Origin of the sequence: Paenibacillus sp. FSL H3-0333 (assembly GCF_038002805.1) — a bacterium.
Classification (GTDB): domain Bacteria; phylum Bacillota; class Bacilli; order Paenibacillales; family Paenibacillaceae; genus Paenibacillus_AQ; species Paenibacillus_AQ silagei.
This window is the reverse complement of the sequence record NZ_JBBODG010000001.1, coordinates 1-20,163: the sequence shown is the minus strand read 5'-3', so window position 1 is coordinate 20,163 and position 20,163 is coordinate 1. Positions and strand designations below refer to the sequence as shown.

The 20,163-nt window shown below is 52.1% G+C and carries 12 protein-coding genes, 1 tRNA gene and 2 riboswitches; of the genes, 7 read left to right on the top strand and 6 right to left on the bottom strand.

Annotated elements, in window-relative coordinates:
- Positions 1 to 150 precede the first annotated feature (150 nt).
- Both MHH78_RS00065 and serS read right to left on the bottom strand, forming a co-directional pair.
- The gene (locus MHH78_RS00065; RefSeq protein ID WP_341166241.1) at positions 151 to 6,474 is read right to left on the bottom strand and encodes an S-layer homology domain-containing protein; all 6,324 of its coding nucleotides are present in this window, start codon (positions 6,472 to 6,474) and stop codon (positions 151 to 153) included.
- 268 nt (positions 6,475 to 6,742) lie between these two features.
- Positions 6,743 to 8,035: a serine--tRNA ligase gene (serS, locus tag MHH78_RS00060; RefSeq protein ID WP_341166240.1), complete on the bottom strand. Its 1,293-nt coding sequence runs from the start codon at positions 8,033 to 8,035 to the stop codon at positions 6,743 to 6,745.
- 407 nt (positions 8,036 to 8,442) lie between these two features.
- Between serS and ssuE the strand changes: the two genes are divergently transcribed.
- Complete coding sequence (gene ssuE / locus MHH78_RS00055) at positions 8,443 to 8,997, top strand: NADPH-dependent FMN reductase (protein ID WP_341166239.1); 555 nt, start codon at positions 8,443 to 8,445, stop codon at positions 8,995 to 8,997.
- Positions 8,998 to 9,068: 71 nt separating this feature from the next.
- On the opposite strand, the gene nrdG is transcribed toward ssuE, so the two are convergent.
- The gene (nrdG, locus tag MHH78_RS00050) at positions 9,069 to 9,596 is read right to left on the bottom strand and encodes an anaerobic ribonucleoside-triphosphate reductase activating protein (RefSeq protein ID WP_341166238.1); all 528 of its coding nucleotides are present in this window, start codon (positions 9,594 to 9,596) and stop codon (positions 9,069 to 9,071) included.
- The gene (locus MHH78_RS00045) at positions 9,593 to 11,578 is read right to left on the bottom strand and encodes an anaerobic ribonucleoside triphosphate reductase (protein WP_036732668.1); all 1,986 of its coding nucleotides are present in this window, start codon (positions 11,576 to 11,578) and stop codon (positions 9,593 to 9,595) included. Before MHH78_RS00045 ends, nrdG begins: the two co-directional genes overlap by 4 nt.
- 309 nt (positions 11,579 to 11,887) lie before the next feature.
- Positions 11,888 to 12,118: riboswitch (cobalamin riboswitch) on the bottom strand.
- 339 nt (positions 12,119 to 12,457) lie between these two features.
- On the opposite strand from MHH78_RS00045, the gene MHH78_RS00040 reads away from it, so the two are divergent.
- The 4 genes from MHH78_RS00040 to MHH78_RS00025 all read left to right on the top strand — a co-directional run bounded on the left by MHH78_RS00040 (position 12,458) and on the right by MHH78_RS00025 (position 14,827).
- The gene (locus MHH78_RS00040) at positions 12,458 to 12,766 is read left to right on the top strand and encodes an MTH1187 family thiamine-binding protein (protein WP_340956464.1); all 309 of its coding nucleotides are present in this window, start codon (positions 12,458 to 12,460) and stop codon (positions 12,764 to 12,766) included.
- 48 nt (positions 12,767 to 12,814) lie between these two features.
- Positions 12,815 to 13,591, top strand: a complete 777-nt coding sequence (locus MHH78_RS00035) for a sugar phosphate isomerase/epimerase family protein (protein ID WP_341166237.1) — start codon at positions 12,815 to 12,817, stop codon at positions 13,589 to 13,591.
- A 64-nt stretch (positions 13,592 to 13,655) separates the two neighbouring features.
- Entirely contained in the window at positions 13,656 to 14,393 is a 738-nt protein-coding gene (locus MHH78_RS00030; protein ID WP_341166236.1) for a DUF3800 domain-containing protein, read from the top strand.
- Between the two features lie 362 nt (positions 14,394 to 14,755).
- Positions 14,756 to 14,827 (top strand) — tRNA-Thr (locus tag MHH78_RS00025).
- Between the two features lie 386 nt (positions 14,828 to 15,213).
- On the opposite strand, the gene MHH78_RS00020 is transcribed toward MHH78_RS00025, so the two are convergent.
- Positions 15,214 to 15,960 carry a YukJ family protein gene (locus MHH78_RS00020; protein WP_341166235.1) on the bottom strand — a complete coding sequence of 249 codons (747 nt, stop codon included), beginning with the start codon at positions 15,958 to 15,960 and terminating at the stop codon, positions 15,214 to 15,216.
- Positions 15,961 to 16,057: 97 nt separating this feature from the next.
- Here MHH78_RS00020 and MHH78_RS00015 point away from each other — a divergent pair, with 97 nt between their 5' ends.
- Positions 16,058 to 16,480, top strand: coding sequence for an ASCH domain-containing protein (locus MHH78_RS00015; RefSeq protein ID WP_341166234.1), 423 nt, complete (start codon positions 16,058 to 16,060; stop codon positions 16,478 to 16,480).
- A gap of 362 nt (positions 16,481 to 16,842) precedes the next feature.
- Here the strand turns inward: MHH78_RS00015 and MHH78_RS00010 are convergent, their stop codons facing one another.
- Positions 16,843 to 17,208, bottom strand: a complete 366-nt coding sequence (locus MHH78_RS00010; RefSeq protein ID WP_341166233.1) for a hypothetical protein — start codon at positions 17,206 to 17,208, stop codon at positions 16,843 to 16,845.
- Positions 17,209 to 17,957: 749 nt separating this feature from the next.
- Positions 17,958 to 18,050: riboswitch (cyclic di-GMP riboswitch) on the top strand.
- A gap of 81 nt (positions 18,051 to 18,131) precedes the next feature.
- On the opposite strand from MHH78_RS00010, the gene MHH78_RS00005 reads away from it, so the two are divergent.
- On the top strand, positions 18,132 to 20,163 hold a 2,032-nt coding region (locus tag MHH78_RS00005), incomplete at its 3' end, for a choice-of-anchor A family protein (RefSeq protein WP_341166232.1).

Genomic DNA, 20,163 nt, shown 5'->3' with positions numbered 1-20,163 from the left:
ACATAGAACTTATATTTGTTTTATCATAAACGAACTTTTATGGTTTGGCAAATCTTATTATTCAAAAAAGGCGGTTCCCGCAGCGCATCATGCGCCTTGGGAACCGCCTTTACTGATTTAAACCTCGTATAACGCTGTAGCGTGCGTGCGTTAGTTAATGAATTGCAGTGACTTCAAGGTCTTCTCCAGCATCGTAGCCGCTTCCGCACGGGTAGCCAGCTTCGCCGGAGCGAACGCACCATCAGGGGTACCCTGGATGATGCCTGCTGAGGCGATCTCTGCTACCGCTGCTCTGGACCAGGCCGGGATGCTTGAGGCATCGCGGAATTTAGCCAGTACAGCCGAATCGGCCGTCAGGGTCTTGCCGGTGTATTTCATAGCTTTGGACAGGACGGCTGCCATCTCCTGCCGGGTAATCGGACTGCCCGGCTTGAAGCTGCCATCGGTATATCCGGTAATTAGACCTGCGGCAGCGGCTGTCTGTACAGCATCCGTGTACCATGCACCAGCACGGACATCACTGAAGGACGTTCCTGTTGCTGCCGGTGCAAGCCCCAGCGAGCGGGTGATCAAGGCTGCGAACTCTGCCCGTGTAATAGACTGCGCAGGTGAGAAGGCGGTATTGCTGGTGCCGGTAATCACCAGCTTCGAGGCCAGCAGCTCAATGGCCGATTGTGCCCAGTGTCCGGTAGTATCGCCGAAGGTCTTGGACGACTTCACCACAGTGTAATAGCTGTTGCTGTTGCGCTTGATCGTTACCTCTGTATGTCCGTCTGCCGGGCTTGCGAAGACAGAAGGCACGAAGGAAAGCTTGCCCGTGGCCGGGTCATAGGTGACCCCGGTTGCCTCCGAGGCATTCAGTGCGCCAGTGGCGGTAAGGGTCCGCTTCACATAGGTACTGCCGAAGCTGTTCAGCGGAACGCTGGTAGTGCCTGCCTGGGCAGTGGCACTGAATTCAATGACTGGGCCGGCTAATGTGACCGCATTGCCCTGTGCGGCAATGGCCTTGTTCAGACCGTCAAGTGCAGCAGCTCCGGCCTGAAGCAGCGAGACAGTGACCGTGAACTCCCCGGTGCCAAGTCTTGCAGCCAGTGCTGATCCGTTCACAACGCTCAGCGGCAGGGAGTAGGAGGCTCCGCCTGATGAGGTGAAGGTAAGCACGGTATTAGGGCGGGCAGCCGCCTGCTGAACCAGCACACTGCCTGGCAGGACAACCTGTGCGCCTCCTGCCGACGCTGTAAGCGGGATGATCAGCTCACTAGAACCGGCTGGCAGTGCGGCCAGCTTCGCTGTAAGCTCTGCTGCTGTAAGCGTGGTAACCTGCGGTGCTGCCGCGCTTGGAGTAGAGGTTACTGATGGCGTTGCCGTAGGAGTCACTCCTCCGGTGCCCCCTGGGCTTCCGCCTTCCGGTGCCGTGGTTGGAGCCGGAGTAGGCGTTACAGTCGGACTTGGGTTTGGAACGGCACCCTTGAGATCGGTGATCCGTCCTTCAACGCTTGAAGTTACCGGATTATGCTTCTTCAGATAGGCCAGCAGGACTTCGAAGTCGGGAAGACCCAGTTCATAATAACGTCCATCCGCCTTGGCTGAAGCCAGTGCGCGGTAGAAGTCCCCGCCGCCAGCCATGAAGGAGTTCGTGGACAGAATATAATAGCCTGCCGGATCAATTGGCTGGTAAGATCCGTCCGCCTGCTTGATCTCAACGGAGATGATGCGTTCCCCGGTCTGGGTCACCTGACCAGTCAATGAACTCACAATCTCTGGTTTTTTAGTCGAATCATACGTGTATTTCATCCCCGAGACATGGGCGAAACGTCCCTGGTCGGTTTCGAGGCCGCTGACTGCGTTCTCCAGAGAAGAGATGATCTCTGCGCCGGTAACCTTCAGGGCGACCAGGCTGTTATTGAACGGAAGAGTGGTCAACACTTCTCCCATAGTGATCTCGCCCTTGTCAATCGCCGCACGGATGCCTCCGCCATTCTGGATGGCCACGACGCCTTTGATCGTACCCAGCTCCTCCTTGGACACGAAGTTAGGCATCAGCTCGGTGACCTTCTCCGCAATACTGTCGGCGATCATATTACCTATCGGCGTCTCTTCCTTACGCACCACGCGCACGGATTTCCCGTCGATGTCGCGGTTCGTGTAGAGATCAACGTCTGAATATCCTACCTTCTCAGCCCGAACGGCGGAGAGCTTAGAATCGTATTCAGAAGCGAGCTTGGCTTTGGCCCCCGGATCTTCAGCGTATTTGGCTACATCCAGCAGCTTTCCGTTGTACGATACAATTTCACCGTTCTTGTCAAAGACAACATTCAGCTCACCCAGATTTTGGCCGTATTCTCCTGTCTGGACCACCAGCACAGGCTTACCTGTACCAACGTTGGTAACCGGCTCAGGAGGGTTGTCGATCTTGGTATGAGAATGACCGCCGACAATGATGTCAATGCCGTCGACAGCTGCAGCGAGATTCTTGTCTACGGTATACCCCAGATGGGTTACCGCGATAATCTTATTAACCCCTTTAGCTTCGAGCATCGCTACAGTGTTCTTAGCGCTCTCTATATGGTCCTTGAAGCTAATCTTATCCCCCGGAGAAGATAATCCGACCGTATCCTCAGTGGTCAGGCCGAAGACACCGACCTTCTCCCCGTAGACGTCTTTGATTACAGCCGGATAGATGTTCCCGTTATACGCGGTGTCACCTTCGCCGATGGTAACGATATCGTTGTGGTACCGGTCTGCAAGCTCACTGTTCTTAGAGGTAAAGTCAATGTTTGCGCTCGCGAACGGGAATTTTGCCGCTTCCACGAAATTTCTCAGGTATTCAGGATGATCCTTATTCTGATCAAATTCATGGTTGCCGAAGGTCATCGCGTCATAGCCGAGATCGTTCATGAAATCGACATCCGCCATGCCTTTAAACGTAGTGGAATAGAGTGTCCCTGAGAACACATCTCCTGCATCTAACAGTAGAGTATAGGGATTGCGTTCCTGCTTGATCGCCGTAGCACGCTTGGCAATGGTCTCCAGATGTCCATGCGTGTCATTCGTGTGCAGCACACGCAGAGCGAAGTTGGATAGGTCGAACTGAGCGACTACCGGATCATGGTCGGATGCCCGTCCACGCGATGCCGGGAAGTCTGCATTAAGATGGACAACGTCCACTTCTGCGGATTTCGCAATATTTTTATTCGCCAAAATATGATCCAGTACCTGTGAGTTTCCGTCATACGTATAAGTGTACTGTTCATTAAGCGGCAGCTTGTCAATCAGATTGTCCAGCTCATTGCCTTTGAGAATGTCTGCGGTCTTGGTGAATTGGAAATCATTCAAGTCGCCCATGGCAATAATATTCGCCGACGGGTTGGCTGCGAGCACATCCTTGACGAAGCCGTTCACGACGGCGGCAATCTTGTGACGCTGTGTCTCACTTGACAAAACCGGTGGCTGAACGTTCTCAAACGGGCCGTTGTCCCCCGACTTGGAATTGAAGTGATTGGCAATTACAATGACCTTCTTGCCTTTGAACTCGAATTGTGCCGCAAGCGGCTTGCGGGATTCTTTAAAGGCATCGTTCGCCGGGTCAATTCTTCCCGGATTGTAGGTGAGCTTGTCCGCAGCCGCATTGTAGCTGACCGCTTGCAGAGCGGAACCCTTCTGTCCGCTGATGCTGTCAGACAGCTTGACTCTTGCCGGATTGTAGAGGAATCCAACCCGGATGTTACCGCCGGGAGCACCGCCGTCTGCTTTATCCGATGGAGCAATATCAATATACTGGTACGCCGGGCCTCCGGCGGTCTGAATCGCTTCGATCAGCTCGGCGGCATTGGCTTCCACGATACCGTTGTCAGTCTCGCCGTTGCTGTCCTGCATTTCAACGACGCTGATAATATCCGGCTTCTGGAGATTTACAGCGATGGACTGAGCCAGCTTCTGAATCTTCGCGGCTCCTACGCCAGGGTAATAGTTCTCGATATTATACGAAGCCACCAGCAGCTTGTCCTCAGCTACAGCAATCGTAGAGGTCTCCTGTGTGAAGCTTCCTTGTGTAATGCCGGGCAGACTACCATTCGCCGGAATAACCTTGAAATTTCCATTGTTGTAGCCGATTACTCCGGTCACATCACCGTTGAATGTATCACCGGTACCAACCTCTTGGCCGGGATTGCCATAGGCGATCAGCAGCCGCTGCGGATTAAGGTTTTTGGCGCCTTTTAGAACAAGTCCGCCTGCCGGTGTAATAACATCGTCCATCGTATTGTCCACTCTCGTAGGAATGTTATATACGGTGGAGGTACCGCCGCCGCTTGTCCAATACGGACTGAGAATCGTAGGAGTCGGAAGTGTAACGAGCATCCCCTCAAGCGATTCATAGAAGTCCATAGCATCCTCATCGGGCTGGAATTCGGTTAGTTTATCATCGTCGATGACTGAGGACGGGATGATCCGCCCGCCTTTGCCCAGAACTACAGGCTCTGGAAGTTTTACGTTTTTGGCAACTGTCTTGATTGTACTGAGTGTAATTTGGGTGGAGGTCAGATTCTTGCTGCTGCCCTCATTGTACTCCGACACCATACCCGATACAGTCACATGATCTCCAATATCGGGCTTCAGGCTGGCATTCGTGCTGTATACGAATATGCCTTCAGAGGTATTGTCATTGCTATCCGGCTTAGGGTCCTGGATGAAAAATCCTTTATAATTGCCGTTCGCAAATGTATATCCATATTGGGTAACAATCCCCTCGACATCCGTAACGGTCTGGCCGGCATATTCAGAGGAATGGGATTCCCCTTGAATATCATGGATGCGCGGAGGCGCTGAAGCGGTATAACTGAACGTGAATACTTTGCTGGTCTGGCCCGGAATGGAAGCGATGGCCTTAATTATAGTATCCTTAGTAATCGTAACCGGAACGGTATACAACGTACTGGACTCGGTAGGTTCTGAGCCGTCGAGCGTATAATAGATAGCTGCTCCTTTTGTAGGACTGGATAGTGTTACAGAGCCTCCGCTAATGATTCGTCCGGCGCCGGGGCTGGCGGTCACAGAGAATAGCTCTTCTACCAGACTCTCGGCATTCAGCGGAATGACTTGATAGACATCATTAAACTGTTCAATAACACCGGTGATTCTATCAAAATGCTTTTCTGCGGTCAGTTGAGGCAGGTCAGAGTAAATTCTGAACGGCTGCTCTGCTTGAATGGCGGTGACATTCTTACCGTCTTTACTTTTGATCGTCACATTCTCAAGTGTGACAAGTTTAGCCTCATAAGCTTCACCACTTGTTGCTGTCAGTTCTGCGGCGGTGATTAACTGGGGAGCAGGAATACCGGCATCCGGAGTCACTACACTGTAGTTAAGCCCGGCGGACGGTTTAAGTTCCTGGAGGTTACTGTAGATATCCATAACACCTTGAATATTAACAATATCTCCTGCTTTGGCGAAGTCAGGGTACCCGTACAGCACAAGGCCTGCAGTGGCATCCTGAATGTACATTTTTGCGCCGTCGATGTGTGTAACCGTTCCTTCCGTCCAAACGTTCTGACCCTTAGGTGCCGGGCGGACAGAGGCAATATCCTGTTGTTTAAGGAGAGTGTAATCATAGCTCGATTCTGTGCTATAGACTGCATCGGATACAGCATAGGTTTTGATTGTCGTGGGTGCATTCAGTAGGATAGGGGTGCTGTATGGCTTGAATGCCGCTTCGGCGCCGTCTATGTAGACTGCGGCGTACACGGATGCGCCAACGGTTGACGTATTAAGGGAGATTTCAGTGCCTGCGGGCCAGGCATTGGCAGACGGAGTGGCAATAACCGGCGCTACAGTCTGACTGAGACCATAATGGCTATTGCGGGGATCAGGGGGCTGGACGGTGAAGTCCTTAGAGTTATTATCGGTATCGAAGGCACGGTTATCTGCAGGTGAAATGTCTGCGGTCTTGCGCACTGCGGCAAGGGTACTGCTTAGTGCGGCTGTAGCTCCGCTGCCTTCATAAGTAGTGGCAGTTCCGAAGCCAACCATATCAACACTTGCATTGGAGGCATCTACGAGGTCAATTTTGCCATTGGTAGCTCCAAGCTTTAATGTTCCTGTATAATCAGGGGCTGGCAATTCAACCGTACCTCCGGTACCAGCCGATTGCTGGATCAGAAAGTATCCCTTCGCGGCAATGGTTCCTGTTAATACTGAGATGTCGGATGTGTTACTTAGGTCACCAGTGGCACTGGCATAACGCACCTTCCATCCCTCAAGACTCACTGCTGTATCCGTAGGATTGTATAATTCAATGAAGTCATTTTTGTATTTAGCGCCGCCGTTGCCGCCGCCACCGTAGACTTGTGAGATTACAATATTACTGTTATCCGCTGTTGCCTGTGCACTTTGTCCAGCAGGCGTTAACAGTCCAAGCAGCATTAGCAGGGATAACCCTGCAGACAGCCATCTTCGCATCCTGTGAGAAATAACCATGATCCTAAACCCACTCCTCTCAAAACTATGATTGGCATTCCCCATTATTCTACCATTTAATTGTTAAATAAAGGGTCGCTTCATATAAATATATATTAAATTGAGACCAATTCAAAAGAATAATAGAGAAGTTTATTAGAAATGCATAAAAATAGTAGTAATGTTTAGTATAAAATCTATATAAATAGCCATTCCCCAATATATGGGGAATGGCTATTATCGATTATTAATAGAAAATCAATTATAGTCGTCGTTGTAGAGCCGGATATCAGCTGTGATTCACTCCCGGTTCAATCCGCTCCGCCCCGCCCATATAAGGCCGTAGTGCCTGCGGGATATAGATCGATCCGTCCTCCTGCTGGTGGTTCTCCAGCAGCGGAATCAGAATGCGCGGCGTGGCGACCGCTGTGTTGTTCAAGGTATGGCAGTATTGCAGCCGCCCGTCTTCATCACGGTAGCGGATGCCCGAGCGGCGGGCCTGGAAGTCGAGCAGATTGGAAGCCGAGTGGGTCTCCCCGTAAGCTTCTCTGCCCGGCATCCAGGTCTCGATGTCATACTGCTTATGGGTCTTCATCGCCATGTCTCCGCTACAGACGGCGACTACCCGGTAAGGCAGCTCCAGCAGCTGAAGAATATGCTCGGCATTGCCGAGAATCTCCTGGAGTATCTGCTCCGATTCTGCGGGATCATTCTTGCACATGACCACCTGCTCGATCTTCGAGAACTGGTGGACCCGGTACAGCCCGCGCACATCGCGGCCCGCCGAGCCCACCTCGCGGCGGAAGCAGGCCGACATCCCGGCCAGCCGCAGCGGCTGATCCAGCTCCAAAATCTCATCGCTGTACAGCGAGACCAGCGACACCTCCGAGGTCCCGGCCAGCCAGCGCTTCTCGCCTGTCAGCTCGTAGGTCTGGTCCCGGCCGCCGGGGAAGAAGCCGGTCCGCTCCAGCGCTTCCGGCCGGACGATCACGGGCACATCCATCGCGGTGAAGCCGCGCTGCATCAGCACATCCAGGGCCAGCCGCTGCACCGCAAGATGCAGCAGCAGCCCGGCCCCCTTCAGCACATAGCTGCGGGGCCCTCCGGCTTTGACGCCGCGCGGAAGGTCGATGATGTCGTGCAGCTCTCCAAGCCGGGCATGGTCCCGCGCGCGGAAGCCGAACACCGGCGGCGCGCCATGCCGCCGCAGCTCCACATTCGCGCTGTCATCCGGCCCGATCGGCGTATCCGCCGACACGGGATTCGGCGCGAGCAGCAGCAGCTCGCCGCAGCGCTGCTCCGCATCCAGAAGCTCCGCCTCCAGCAGAGTCAGCTGGCCGTTGATCACCCGCACCTGCTCCTTGGCCAGCTCGCCACCCGAAACGTCGCCCCCGCGCAGCAGGCGCTCGACCTCCTTCGTCAGCGCGTTGCGCTCCGCGCGCCGCTGCTCCGTCTCCCGGCGGGCCAGCCGCCGCCGGTCATCCCACTCCAGAAGTTCCTCCAGGGGGAACTTCAATCTTTTCCACTCGGCTGTCTTCCGTACAATGTCCTCATTCTCCCTGATCCAGTTCATATCCAACATCTGCATCCGCTCCTTAAGTGTGGGTAAAAAAACGCAAAAAACGCCCTCATCCATGGGACGAGGAGCGTCAGCTCGCGGTGCCACCCAGGTTGACCTCATTCGCGTATAGCAGCTAAGCAGCGCGGAATCAGGCCCTCTTTGGTCTTCGCGGTAACGGGCGAAACCCGGTAAACTTAGGGAACAGGAAGCTGCTCCGGTCGCAGACGCCTCGCGGTTGGATGCCGGTCGTTGGCCTGGTCGGGATATAGGTTTGCCGTTTATTATAACCAGAGCGGCAGCGGTTTGCAAGCATAAGAGGGGTTTGACAATATTCCTTGTACTCTGCTAGGATTATTACTAATTTAAAGTATTGATGCCCGGCGAAGCAGCCCGGTTTATCCTATTATGCGGACGGAAGAGGTGCGGAAATGGCCAAAATAGTCGTAATTAACGGAACACCCTCGCTGGTCTCACGGATCAATGCCGTGATTGAGTATGCAGAGAATGCCTTGCGGGAGCGCAGGTTTGAAGTGGAGCGGATCAATGTGGCGGAGCTGCCTGCGGAGGATCTGATCCATACCAAATTCGAGAGCGAAGCCATTGTCAAGGCGAATGGGCTCGTAGCGGAAGCTGATGCGGTAATCGTAGTCAGTCCGGTATATAAGGCTTCTTACACGGGAGTGCTGAAGACCTTCCTGGATCTGGTGCCGCAAAAAGGACTGGCCGGCAAAATCGTGCTCCCGCTCTTCATGGGTGGAAGTCTCGCTCATCTGCTGGCGATCGACTATGCACTGAAGCCGGTACTGTCTGTGCTGGGTGCCCGCTACATTCTTGGCGGCGTCTACGCCGTAGACTCGCAGGCGGTGCGTAACGACCAGGGCGTAGTTGAGCTGGCTGAAGAGCTGCGCTTACGCCTGAACAGTGTGCTGGAGGAGCTGGCGGAAGAGACGGAGCATAAGGCGGGGCGCAAGGCAGGGCAATAAGTCGTACCCGGTCCGAACCAATAAAAGGCACTAAACCACCCGGTAGCGGGAGTTTAGTGCCTTTGTTATTTTTATACCCCTTGAAAGCTCAGCTCCGGCTCCCACAGAATAACCCTATCTCCCGCCAGACTCACAGGAATATCAATGATCCGCTGGTTGCTGCTTCCCCGGTAAGAGAGGGTAAGGTCTTTGAGCGCTTCGACGAACCGTCCGTCGATCACGACCTGGCACAAGGCCAGCAGGTTCCATTCCGCTGAACCGGGGGAAGCCGTAAGCTCCTCGTACGTATAACCGGTATAGATCCAGATTGGGAAGTCCGGCAGTTCGGCGCGCAGCTCGTGAATGAAGTCTGCAGCCTCCTCAGCCGAGAAAAAAGGATCCCCGCCCGCCAGCGTCAAGCCGTCCAGCAGCGGATTGCCTGCAATCTCTTCTATGATCTCCCGCCGGCGCTCCGGGGTAAAAGCCTCCCCGTAGTTAAAGTTCCAGGTCTTCGGGTTGAAGCAGCCCGGGCAGCGGTGGCGGCAGCCGCTGATGAAGAGGACGGCCCGCAGGCCTTCCCCTTCATTGATCGACTCCGGGTAATAGCCGCAGATGTTCATAGATGCTTAACACGGTCCCGGACTTCGGCTTGCTTGGCGGCATTGAAGCGGGTCTGATAGTCACCGGTCAGATACCCGGTAACCCGGCGCAGACGGCGGATATGGGTGGTATCCTCATGGGCATTGCAGGTCGGGCAATTCGTGCCGATGACCCCTTCATAGCCGCAGCCGGAGCAGCGGTCAATCGGATGGTTAATGCTGAAGTAGCTGATATCCTGCTCCAGCGCATATTTAATGATTTTGACGAAGGCTGCAGGGTTGCTCCGGGCATTGCCGTTCAGCTCGACATAGGAGATCGCTCCGGCGTTGCAATATTCATGGAACGGGGCTTCCAGGCTGATCTTCTTGGCTGCGCTCAGTTCATGGTAGACCGGAATGTGGAACGAGTTCGTATAGTATTCACGGTCGGTTACCCCAGGGATAGAACCGAGCACCTTGCGGTCGATCTTGGTGAACTTGCCGGAGAGACCTTCGGCCGGTGTTGCGAACAAGGTGATGTTGAGGTTAAGCTCCTCGCTCTTGCGGTCGCAATATTCACGCATGTGGCGGACGATGGCTACAGCCTTGGCGTGAATCTCCATATCTTCGCCGTGGTGCTTGCCGTACATGGCCTTCATGCATTCTGCCATTCCAATGAAGCCTAGCGACAGACTGCCGTGCTTCAGCAGTTCGCCCACACTGTCATCAGGTGCAAGCTGCTCGCCGCCTTCCCAGACGCCTTCACGCATCATGAAATCGGAGGCTTTGGCCTTCTGGGAAGCCTGGATACGGAAGCGGTGTAGCAGGCCGTCCAGCGCAATATCCATATAGTGATTCAGGTCGTCGAAGAACCCTTCTTCATCAGCAGCGAGGCGTCGGCCGGTTATCGTGCCGTGGGCCAGTCCAAGACGCACCAGGTTGAGCGTGTTGAAGGACAGGTTGCCTTTGCCGGAGCAGTGGTTGCGTCCGAAGCGGTCGCCGAGCACACGGGTCCGGCAGCCCATCGTAGCGAACTCGGTATCCGGGTCAGCCGGATCGTAATACTGCATGTTCAGCGGAGCGTCCAGATTGGCGAAGTTCGGATACAATCTGCGCGCCGAGCACTCCGCTGCCTTCAGGAACAGCTCATAGTTGGGGTCCCCCGGCTGCTGGTTGATACCTTGCTTGCATTTGAAGATCTGAATCGGGAACACCGGCGTCTCCCCGCTGCCCAGTCCGTTCATCGTAGCCGTCAGCAGCGAGCTGATCACAAGCTGTCCCTCCGGGGAGGTACAGGTGCCGTAGTTGATGCTGGTAAAAGGAATCTGGCCGCCGGAGCGGCTGGACATCGTATTCAGGTTATGTACCATACTCTCTGCGGCCTGCAGGGTCTCACTTTGCGTCTCCTTCAGGGCAAAACGGAAGGCGCGCGGATACTGCTCAGCCAGATCGCTGCGGCTCATCGTAATCTCCCCAAGCTCAGACACCTCTGCATTCTCCTCGAAATACTCCAGACCTTTGCGGAAGAGCTTGGAGAAGGATTTGGTCACATAAGGGGCCAGATCATAATCCAGCTTGTTGGCGGATACGCCGCCGTACTGCGCATTCTGCTGCGACTGGAAAATAATCGCCACCAGCGACATCGCCGTCATAATCGAGTTGGGAGGCCGTACGCTGCCGTTGCCGGTGTTGAAGCCTTCACGGAGAAGCCGTTCGAACGGGATGAAGATGCAGTTGGTGGTTCCAATGGCGTATTGATCAAGGTCATGTACATAGACGACATTATCCAGGGTAGCCTGTACCAGCTGTGGCGGCATGGTGAAGTTGCGGGCGTACCATTTGGAGTATTCACTGCCGAACTTGCTCATTTTGCCGGAGAAGCTCTCCCCGTTCAGGTTGGCGTTCTCGCGCAGCAGATCCAGATCCCGGCTGTCGATAATATCCCGTCCCAAATGAATGACCTCTTCCAAAAGATCCTCCTGTGCAGCTTGTCCTTCGTTATAACGTTTCTCCAGCAGCGTCATTATATAACTCTCTCCTCTCGGGTATTGTAAGCGTTAAAAAAGCACCTCCGGCCGGGAAGGCCGGAAATGCCCGAATGCAGGATGCAAAGATCCGGGAAGCGGAAATTTGCCTGTGGTCTGGGTGGAATATACGAGCAGACAAGGGGCAAATAGCTTACGCCCGTTCTTGTATATTCCACAGAGCCGATACCTGAAAATAATCCCCGATCGTCCTCAGGTATCGGCAGCCTCTGGCCCGATTGACGGAAGGCTAACTCTGCTGTTGCAGGCCGCATACGGACACCTTCCCTGTTCCTCGCAGGAGTCTAAGCGGTGCCACCGAAACAGGCAGGTCTCCTGGCTTCCGGCAACTCCTCCGGCGCCTTCCCGGGGGGCTTATTCCGCCCCTTAGTGGCAATTAGCCGGAGAATGCGGCCCTGGGCATCGCGCCCTGGGAGCATCCGGTTACAGTGGCGGGACCGCAGCGGTTTTGCACCGCACTTCCCTATTAAGTCGCACCTCTATTACAAGGGGCGAAACGCCCGTTTCTACTATATTTTGTTGTTATCTATTAAAGCTACCGCAATATATTGTGTTTGTAAATGTTTTTTTGCAATCCCGCACGGGGAGCGGGTTCGGCGCTTTTACTCACAGCTGATCCACAGTTAGTCCACAGGTAATCCACAACTTTCCTATGAATCGCCCTTGAATTTTTCATAAAATCTCCGAAAATACGCCACAAAGAATCCATAAATAGAGTGCGTCTAATCCTGGTAATCATTTTGACGGATATTAATAGAATAGAGAGGGTGCAGGTGATTTGTAGCAAGCCTGGCGAAGCGTTACAATAAGAGGATAAGTTAGAGGCAGGCACATCAGATCATTAGGAGGCAGTTCACAATGGCAATTGGCGAAGTGACCGTTATTCCGATTGGGACAGGCAGCACCAGTCTCAGCAGCTATGTGGCCGAGATGCAGCGCGTGCTGGAGACGGTGGAGGGCATTACCTACGAGCTAACTTCTATGGGTACGATTATTGAGGGGCCGGTAGCGCGGATTCTGGCTGCGGTAGAAGCGCTGCACGAGTCGCCGTTCACCGCCGGGGCGCAGAGAGTCTCAACCTCGCTCAAGATCGATGACCGGCGCGACAAGATCTCGACCAGTCGCAGCAAGCTGGAATCCGTGGAGCGCAAGCTACAGGGAGAGTAGCGGGAATACAGTATCTAATCAGAAATGATAATAAGGAGCGGATTATTCATGGCAGAAGTAGCTCAGCAGATCGGAATTCAAATGTATACACTGCGTGACCAGACGGAACGCGATTTCCTCGGCACACTGGCCAAGGTGGCAGAGATGGGGTACCAGGCAGTGGAATTCGCCGGTTATTTCGGTGTATCTGCAGGGGAACTGCGCCGTAAGCTGGATGAACTTGGCCTGGCGGCCCCTTCGGCGCATGTAGGCCTGGACTTCAGCAGTCTGGATAAGATGGAACAGGCCTTAGCCAAAGAGATTGAATACGCGGTAGAGCTCGGACTGCAATATATAATCACCCCGTCGGCACCGCTTCCGCCGAATCCTTCCATAGAGGATGTAACGAGAATCATTCCATTCCTGGAGAAGGCTTCCGCGATGGTCCGGGCGGCGGGGATGCAGTACGGCTACCACAACCATGATTATGAATTCAAAGAGGTTGACGGCAAGGCGGTCATCGATATCTGGCTGGAGCAGATTCCTGCCGAGCATATGCTGGCTGAGTTTGATCTGGGATGGGTATACAGGGGTGGAGCCCGGCCCGTTGATTATGTGTCACGGTACGCCGGCCGTGTTCCGCTGGTTCACATTAAGGACTTCGGAGCAGACCATGAGGAGACCGATCTCGGGAAGGGAGAAGTCGATTTCCGGAGCGTCTTCGAGATAGCGGAGCAGAGCGGAATTTTCTATTATATTGTAGAGCAGGAGGCCTATGAGGTATCTTCCCTCGAAAGCGCTAAGCTCGCGCTGGATTATTTCCGCGGGCTGGGGCTGATGCAGTAGTGTTTAAGCCGATGCATATCAGGGGTAGGGTATCGGATATATCTAAGGGGTGTCCATAAAAATAATGAAGAGATATACGCTTTATTTAGATGAAATTCTCACAGGTGGTCATTTTGATCATTTTAGCTTAATGGGATTTGCAATTGGAGAAAGCGAATATGAAATGGATATTATCCCTTATGTCAATTCAATAAAGAATAAGTACTTTGGGGATGAAAAAGTCATAATTCACGAAATGGATATCAATAGACATAAATCCGCCACCCCATTTAGGGTCTTTCAAGATAATGATGTGCTTGAAAATTTCTGGGGTGATATTACTAGGATGTTCAAGCATTATAATCTCCCAGTGTTTGGAGTCAGCATTCATGAGAAGGATTGCCAAAGCTTATATACTAATGGACGTGATAAGTATTTCATTGCTCTTCAAATAATTATGGAGAATTTTGTTCACTATCTTGAAATGAACGATGGTAAAGGTTCAATTTATTTAGAATCAACTAATGCTGATCCAGATCAAAAAGATCAACAATTACAATATCATTTCCATTATCTTATGGCTCAAGGAACTCTTTTTTACAGTAATAAAACTGTACAAAAAAGGCTGAGTACAATAAATTTCGGCTATAAACCTGATAACATAATAGGATTGCAAATTGCAGACTTATTACCAAACACGTGGAATAGAAAGCTTTCCGGGAAACCACTTAGGACATATGGTTTACTTGATATGATTGAAAATCAAGCATACGATGGAGGCTGTAACAAAAAAGAACGGTTTGGCTTGAAAATAATTCCATAATGTACATTGACATGGATAATTGTTTGAGTTAAAATATTTCTTGTGGTGATAGCGTAAGCTCTCCCTGCATTCTCTACCTCATAAGAATTGCGAAAGCTCTTCTTTGTACAAAAAGACATGTATAATTAAAGCAAGTCGACGAATACTAATATAAATGATATCTAAGACTGCGAAAGCTCTCTAAGGTATCACGATTTAAGGGGACTGCGAAAGCTCTCTTCTTATTTAATGGAAGCGCCTTTTAAGGCGCTTCTTTTTGTTTTAACAAAATGTAATTATCATACGCACTACTGAAAAAGGGCTTGCGTTTTCCGCTGGAAGAGTTATAATATTTTTTGCTTGGCAGACGCAAACGTCTGTAAGCTGGTGTAGCTCAGGGGTAGAGCAACGCACTCGTAATGCGTAGGCCGGGGGTTCAATTCCCTTCACCAGCATTTTAATGAATTAAGCTTGACGCGGCCTTCCGGTTCTGGGGACCGCGTTTTTTTATTGTATAGGAAACTATAGTATCCTGCTGCTGTGGAAAAGGTGAGTGTAAAGTGAATGAACCCGTATACAATTGGCTGGTACAGCGGCATATGGACTAAATGTATGTGAAAAACAGCATACATTGTGCTCGCAAGTAGTCACACGGCCCGAATGTATGTGGAAAACAGCATACATTATGCTCGCAAGTAGGCGCATGGCCCGATGTATGTGAAAAACAGCATACATTGTGCTTGCAAGCAGGCACACGGCCCGAATGTATGTGGAAAACAGCATACATTGTGTTTGCGCGCAGGTAATCTCATTCACCCGCAGGGTGATTTTGTTCTTGGCCTTAAGCGTGATTATGACCGCATTCACTAACCGGCTTGGTGGCATCTCCCTGGCCGTTAGTACACCAGGATTGGGATTGGAAGGCCAGGAAGATAGCCACCCATCTGTGTTCATTCTCGAAATGAATAAGCACTCCGCCGTCTTGCCACGTGCCATTTTCTCTGGCGTACCCGCCCGCATTGCCTTGGTTCATATGAATATTATGGACGCCCTGCCCAGGGGAGAAGCCGAAGTACTTATCGGACTTATCCTCTTCGGGTCCCCAAGGCTCGCCGAATACGTACAGGGTTGCATCCTGTTCCTGTGCCTCCTTGAGATAAGAGGTGATTTTATCATAAAGATTGTTGCGGGGATCGCTGTTTTCGGGTTCATTCCGGTTCGTATTAGGCAGAGCTACCATCTTACTGGGAATCACCAGGTTTCCCCTGATATAATCAAGGGCAAGGCTCCGGTTATGCCTGGTGATCTTCGTGAAGCCGGATTCAAGCGCGAGCCAACGGGCCGTTTCTTCCGCTTTGAAATCTTCGCCCACATAATACAGCACCTGATTGGCAGTGTCTTCCGGTAAATGCTCGGCTTTATTGCTTGATCGGATGTTGATGGCCAATCTATACTTTTTGTGGTCATCGTCTTCAACGTCAACCAGCACCTGAATATGATTGTTTTTGTAACCTAGCTTATAGACATTATCCTCATTGGATAATTTGCATTTTAATACCCCGTACCCTTGATCTAATCCGTTACCCATAGTTCGTCAGTCCCCCTTCTTAGCTATTAATGTTTCCCATAGAAGGCCATAGTAATTCTGAGTAAAAAGGTGTTCATCAGAGGAGGCAAGCTACATTATGAAATGCCTGACCATACGCCAGCCGTGGGCCACGTTAATTGCGCTGGGAGAGAAACAAATCGAAACCCGGACCTGGCGGACCGCCCACCGGGGAGAGTTAGCCATTCATGCCGGGATGCAGGTGAATAAGGCGATCTGCCGGATGGAGCCGTATCAGTCGTTGCTGGCACGTTACGGTTACACTGCGGACAACCTGCCAACCGGCAAGATCATTGCAGTCAGCCGCATTGCGGATTGCTGTGAGGTGACGCCTGAGCTTGCGCAGCAAGGCTGGCCGGGCGGCAATGAATACGTATTCGGCAATTATGCCGAAGGAAGGTATGCCTGGATGCTGGAGGAGGTTGTTCCGCTGGTACATCCCATACCTGCTAAGGGACGTCTGGGTTTCTGGGAATATCCTGTTGTGGAAGAGGAATTGTGAATTTCTTGACGGCAATGTGAAGAAAAATTGCTCCAGATTGGCTGTCAGCTGGTATAATTGGGATATTCGGCGGGAAATCTTCCTATATATAAGGAGAGTTGTGCTCTGAGGCGGTCTACCGCTGGAGAGGGGCAGAAATGCCGGGAAGGAGCGTATGCATAATAGATGGGAAGCCTTCTAATTGCATGGCTTTGTATGCTTTGTTTGTTTCTTGCGTTCAGGGATCAGGTAAGCCGGAGAATCCTGTACCCGGTAGCTGTGGTGGTGATATGCGGCACATTGGGGTATTGGACGTTGTTAATGTAGCCGCATCCGGGTGATCATTTCATGCAGAAGTCTGCCGCTTGCGGCAGGCTTCTTTGTTATCGCTGCTCCATCTTCTCCATACCCAGATATCTGCGCATATGCAGAGTGGCCTGGGCGGCAATCACATCATCCAGCAGCAGCATCCGTTCGTGATAGCCCCTGCAGACAAATTTGGCTTCAATACCCGTCTCCAGCCGCTGCTGCTCATAGACCTTCAGACCACGGGCGCGCATTCCGGCACGGACCTCCCGCAGATCGGCAGAAGCGGCATGAGCGGCCGACTGGATTACCTCCAGATAAGGCGCAGGCGTGCGCAGCTCTGAGGCTATAGCAGAAGCATCGCGCTCGAAGGCGGATAGAATAAGCGGCAGCAAAATATAGGATTTGACCAGCAGGTTGTCCTGGCTCTCTGCTCTTTGCATCCTTCTCAACCCCTCGAAGAGAACGTATATTCGCATTGTAACTCATCCTTCAAAAAATAATCAATGGGTTTTATAAATTAACTCAAATAATGTGATATATTTCACAAAAAAATAAGATGAATTATTTTATATTAAAATTGAAATATTAAAGATTGAAAAATAAATCAGCTCAAAGGAGAATGGCAATGAGTCATGAAGGAAGCCTCCGCCGTGGTTTGGTATTCGGGATCATTCTAAGTGTTCCGCTCTGGGTATCGATGATTGGCTGGGTTCAGCTGTTCGGGTCTGCCTAGGCGACATTTTATTCAAAATATATGAAGTCTATTAGCAGGTGTCGTCCCTATGGGCGGCACTTTTTTTCGAGTTGAGGTGCCTGTAAATAGGTAAAATTGCATTGAACAGGAGCAGACAATGAGTAGGAGGGGCCTGAAGGCAATAAAATAGGACAAATGCATCAAAATTTAATAATATCAATTGATATTATTATAGTAAAGAGAGATAAACGGCTACAGCCAATCCTCTGATTTCTCGACTTTTTTCGTGAATAGCTAAAAAAGAGACTCGCCCCCGAACCCTTATGGTACAAGGGATCAATGAGCAACCGTCGCAAAAATAATTTCAAAAAATATACTGGGAACGGATTGACAACAGGGTGGGGGAGCGGATAAACTGAAATTAGTACAAAAGTAACAAATGTCATAGACTCAACAATGATCTTACATAAGCAAATCTCAATTGCATACCGAAATCATGTACAAACGCAAACCGTATCGAAAGAGCGGGACGCAAAGTCAGGAATCTACTGTCTCTAAAGTTGAGGCTAGGGTCGTCCGGCCGCCGTGAAGCTAACCCTTCGTGGCGGTCTTTTTGTTGTTATAGTCGCGTGACAGATTCATAGAATAGTAACTAGGAGGTGTGGACTATTGAAAAAAGGAGTACGTAAAACAGCCGCCATCATTATGGCGGGCCTATTGACCGTATCCAGTGCTTTTACTTGGGGGACGGATGTTAGAGCAGCTTCAGGGGTGCCGTATACGCCAACACCGGTTTTGGGGGTCGCAGGGAATTTTAATGCTTTTATCCTCGGGGACTTTAAACAAGCCAATGATCAGATTGAAGGCCGCCTGGCAGCGGCGGGGAACATTACCCTCTCCGGAGGTTACGGAGTAGCTAGGGCATACAGGGATGCTTCGCCGACGGATGTACTTGTGGCCGGTAAGAATTTTGTACATTCAGGCAGTGGAGAGATCTATGGAAATGTGGTATTTGGGGATAGCTTTACAGCCAATGAGCCTGGTGTCAACATCAAAGGCGGGAAGAAAAATGCCAGCCCGATTGATTTTGCAGCCGAGCAGGAGATTCTGATCTCCCGATCCACAGAGTATGGGGCCTTGGCTGACACGATTGAGATCGGCAATAACAATTATGGACAGCTCAAGATCAGTGCACCGGATCGTTTCAATGTAGTTCATTTGGATGCCTCGACACTGGCGAAGACCAACTATATCGAATTCAACATTGCCCAGAACGCTACGCTGATTATTAATATAAGCGGGTCTACAGTCAATGTGCCGAGCTTTTCAATGAATAACGGCAGAGCCAGTCAGGTATTGTTCAACTTTTACGAAGCTTCTGAGGTGAATATCGCTTATACCTCATTCTTCGGGACGATCCTCGCACCTAGAGCGGATGTTCATTATGCCGGAGCAGAGCTGTACGGGACTCTGATTGCAAAATCTTTTAGCGGCGGGGTTGAGATGCATCTTGGAATGTACGAGGGAGAGGGGCCGCCGCCGAGTCCGACGCCTACCGCAACGCCGACACCTAGTCCATCACCGACACCGACGGCTACACCAACACCAACGGTAACACCAACACCTACAGTGAAGCCGACACCGACGGTAACGCCTACACCTACAGTGAAACCAACACCGACGGTAACGCCTACACCTACAGTGAAGCCAACACCGACGGTAACGCCTACACCTACAGTGAAGCCAACACCGACGGTAACGCCGACTCCAACTGTGAAGCCAACACCGACCATAAAACCGTCACCTACACCTGTGTGCACTCCAACTCCAAAGCCAACACCGACTGTGAAGCCAACACCAACGCCGACCGTGAAGCCAACACCAACGCCGACCGTGAAGCCGACACCAACGCCGACCGTGAAGCCAACACCAACGCCAACGGTGAAGCCAACAGCGACACCAACAGCGGTGCCGACGCCAACACCAACGGCAGTACCGACACCAACGCCAACAGCGGTACCGACACCAACGCCAACGGCAGTACCGACACCGACGCCGACAGCAGAGCCAACACCAACGCCAACAGCGGTACCGACACCAACGCCAACAGCAGTACCGACACCAACGCCAACGGCAGTACCGACACCGACGCCAACAGCGGGACCGACACCAACGCCAACGGCAGAGCCGACACCAACACCAACGGCAGAGCCGACACCAACACCAACGGCAGAACCGACACCAACGCCGACAGCAGAACCGACACCAACGCCAACGGCGGTACCGACACCAACGCCAACGGTAGAACCGACACCAACACCAACGGCAGAGCCGACACCAACACCGACGGTAGAACCGACACCAACGCCAACGGCGGTACCGACACCAACACCGACGGTAGAGCCGACACCAACACCGACGGTAGAACCGACACCAACGCCAACAGCAGAGCCGACACCAACACCAACGGCAGAGCCAACACCAACACCGACGGTAGAACCGACAGCAACACCGACGGTAGAACCGACACCAACACCGACGGCAGAGCCAACACCAACACCGACGGTAGAACCGACACCAACGCCAACGGCGGTACCGACACCAACACCGACGGTAGAACCGACACCAACGCCGACGGTGGAGCCGACACCAACGCCAACGGCAGAGCCAACACCAACACCGACGGTAGAGCCAACACCAA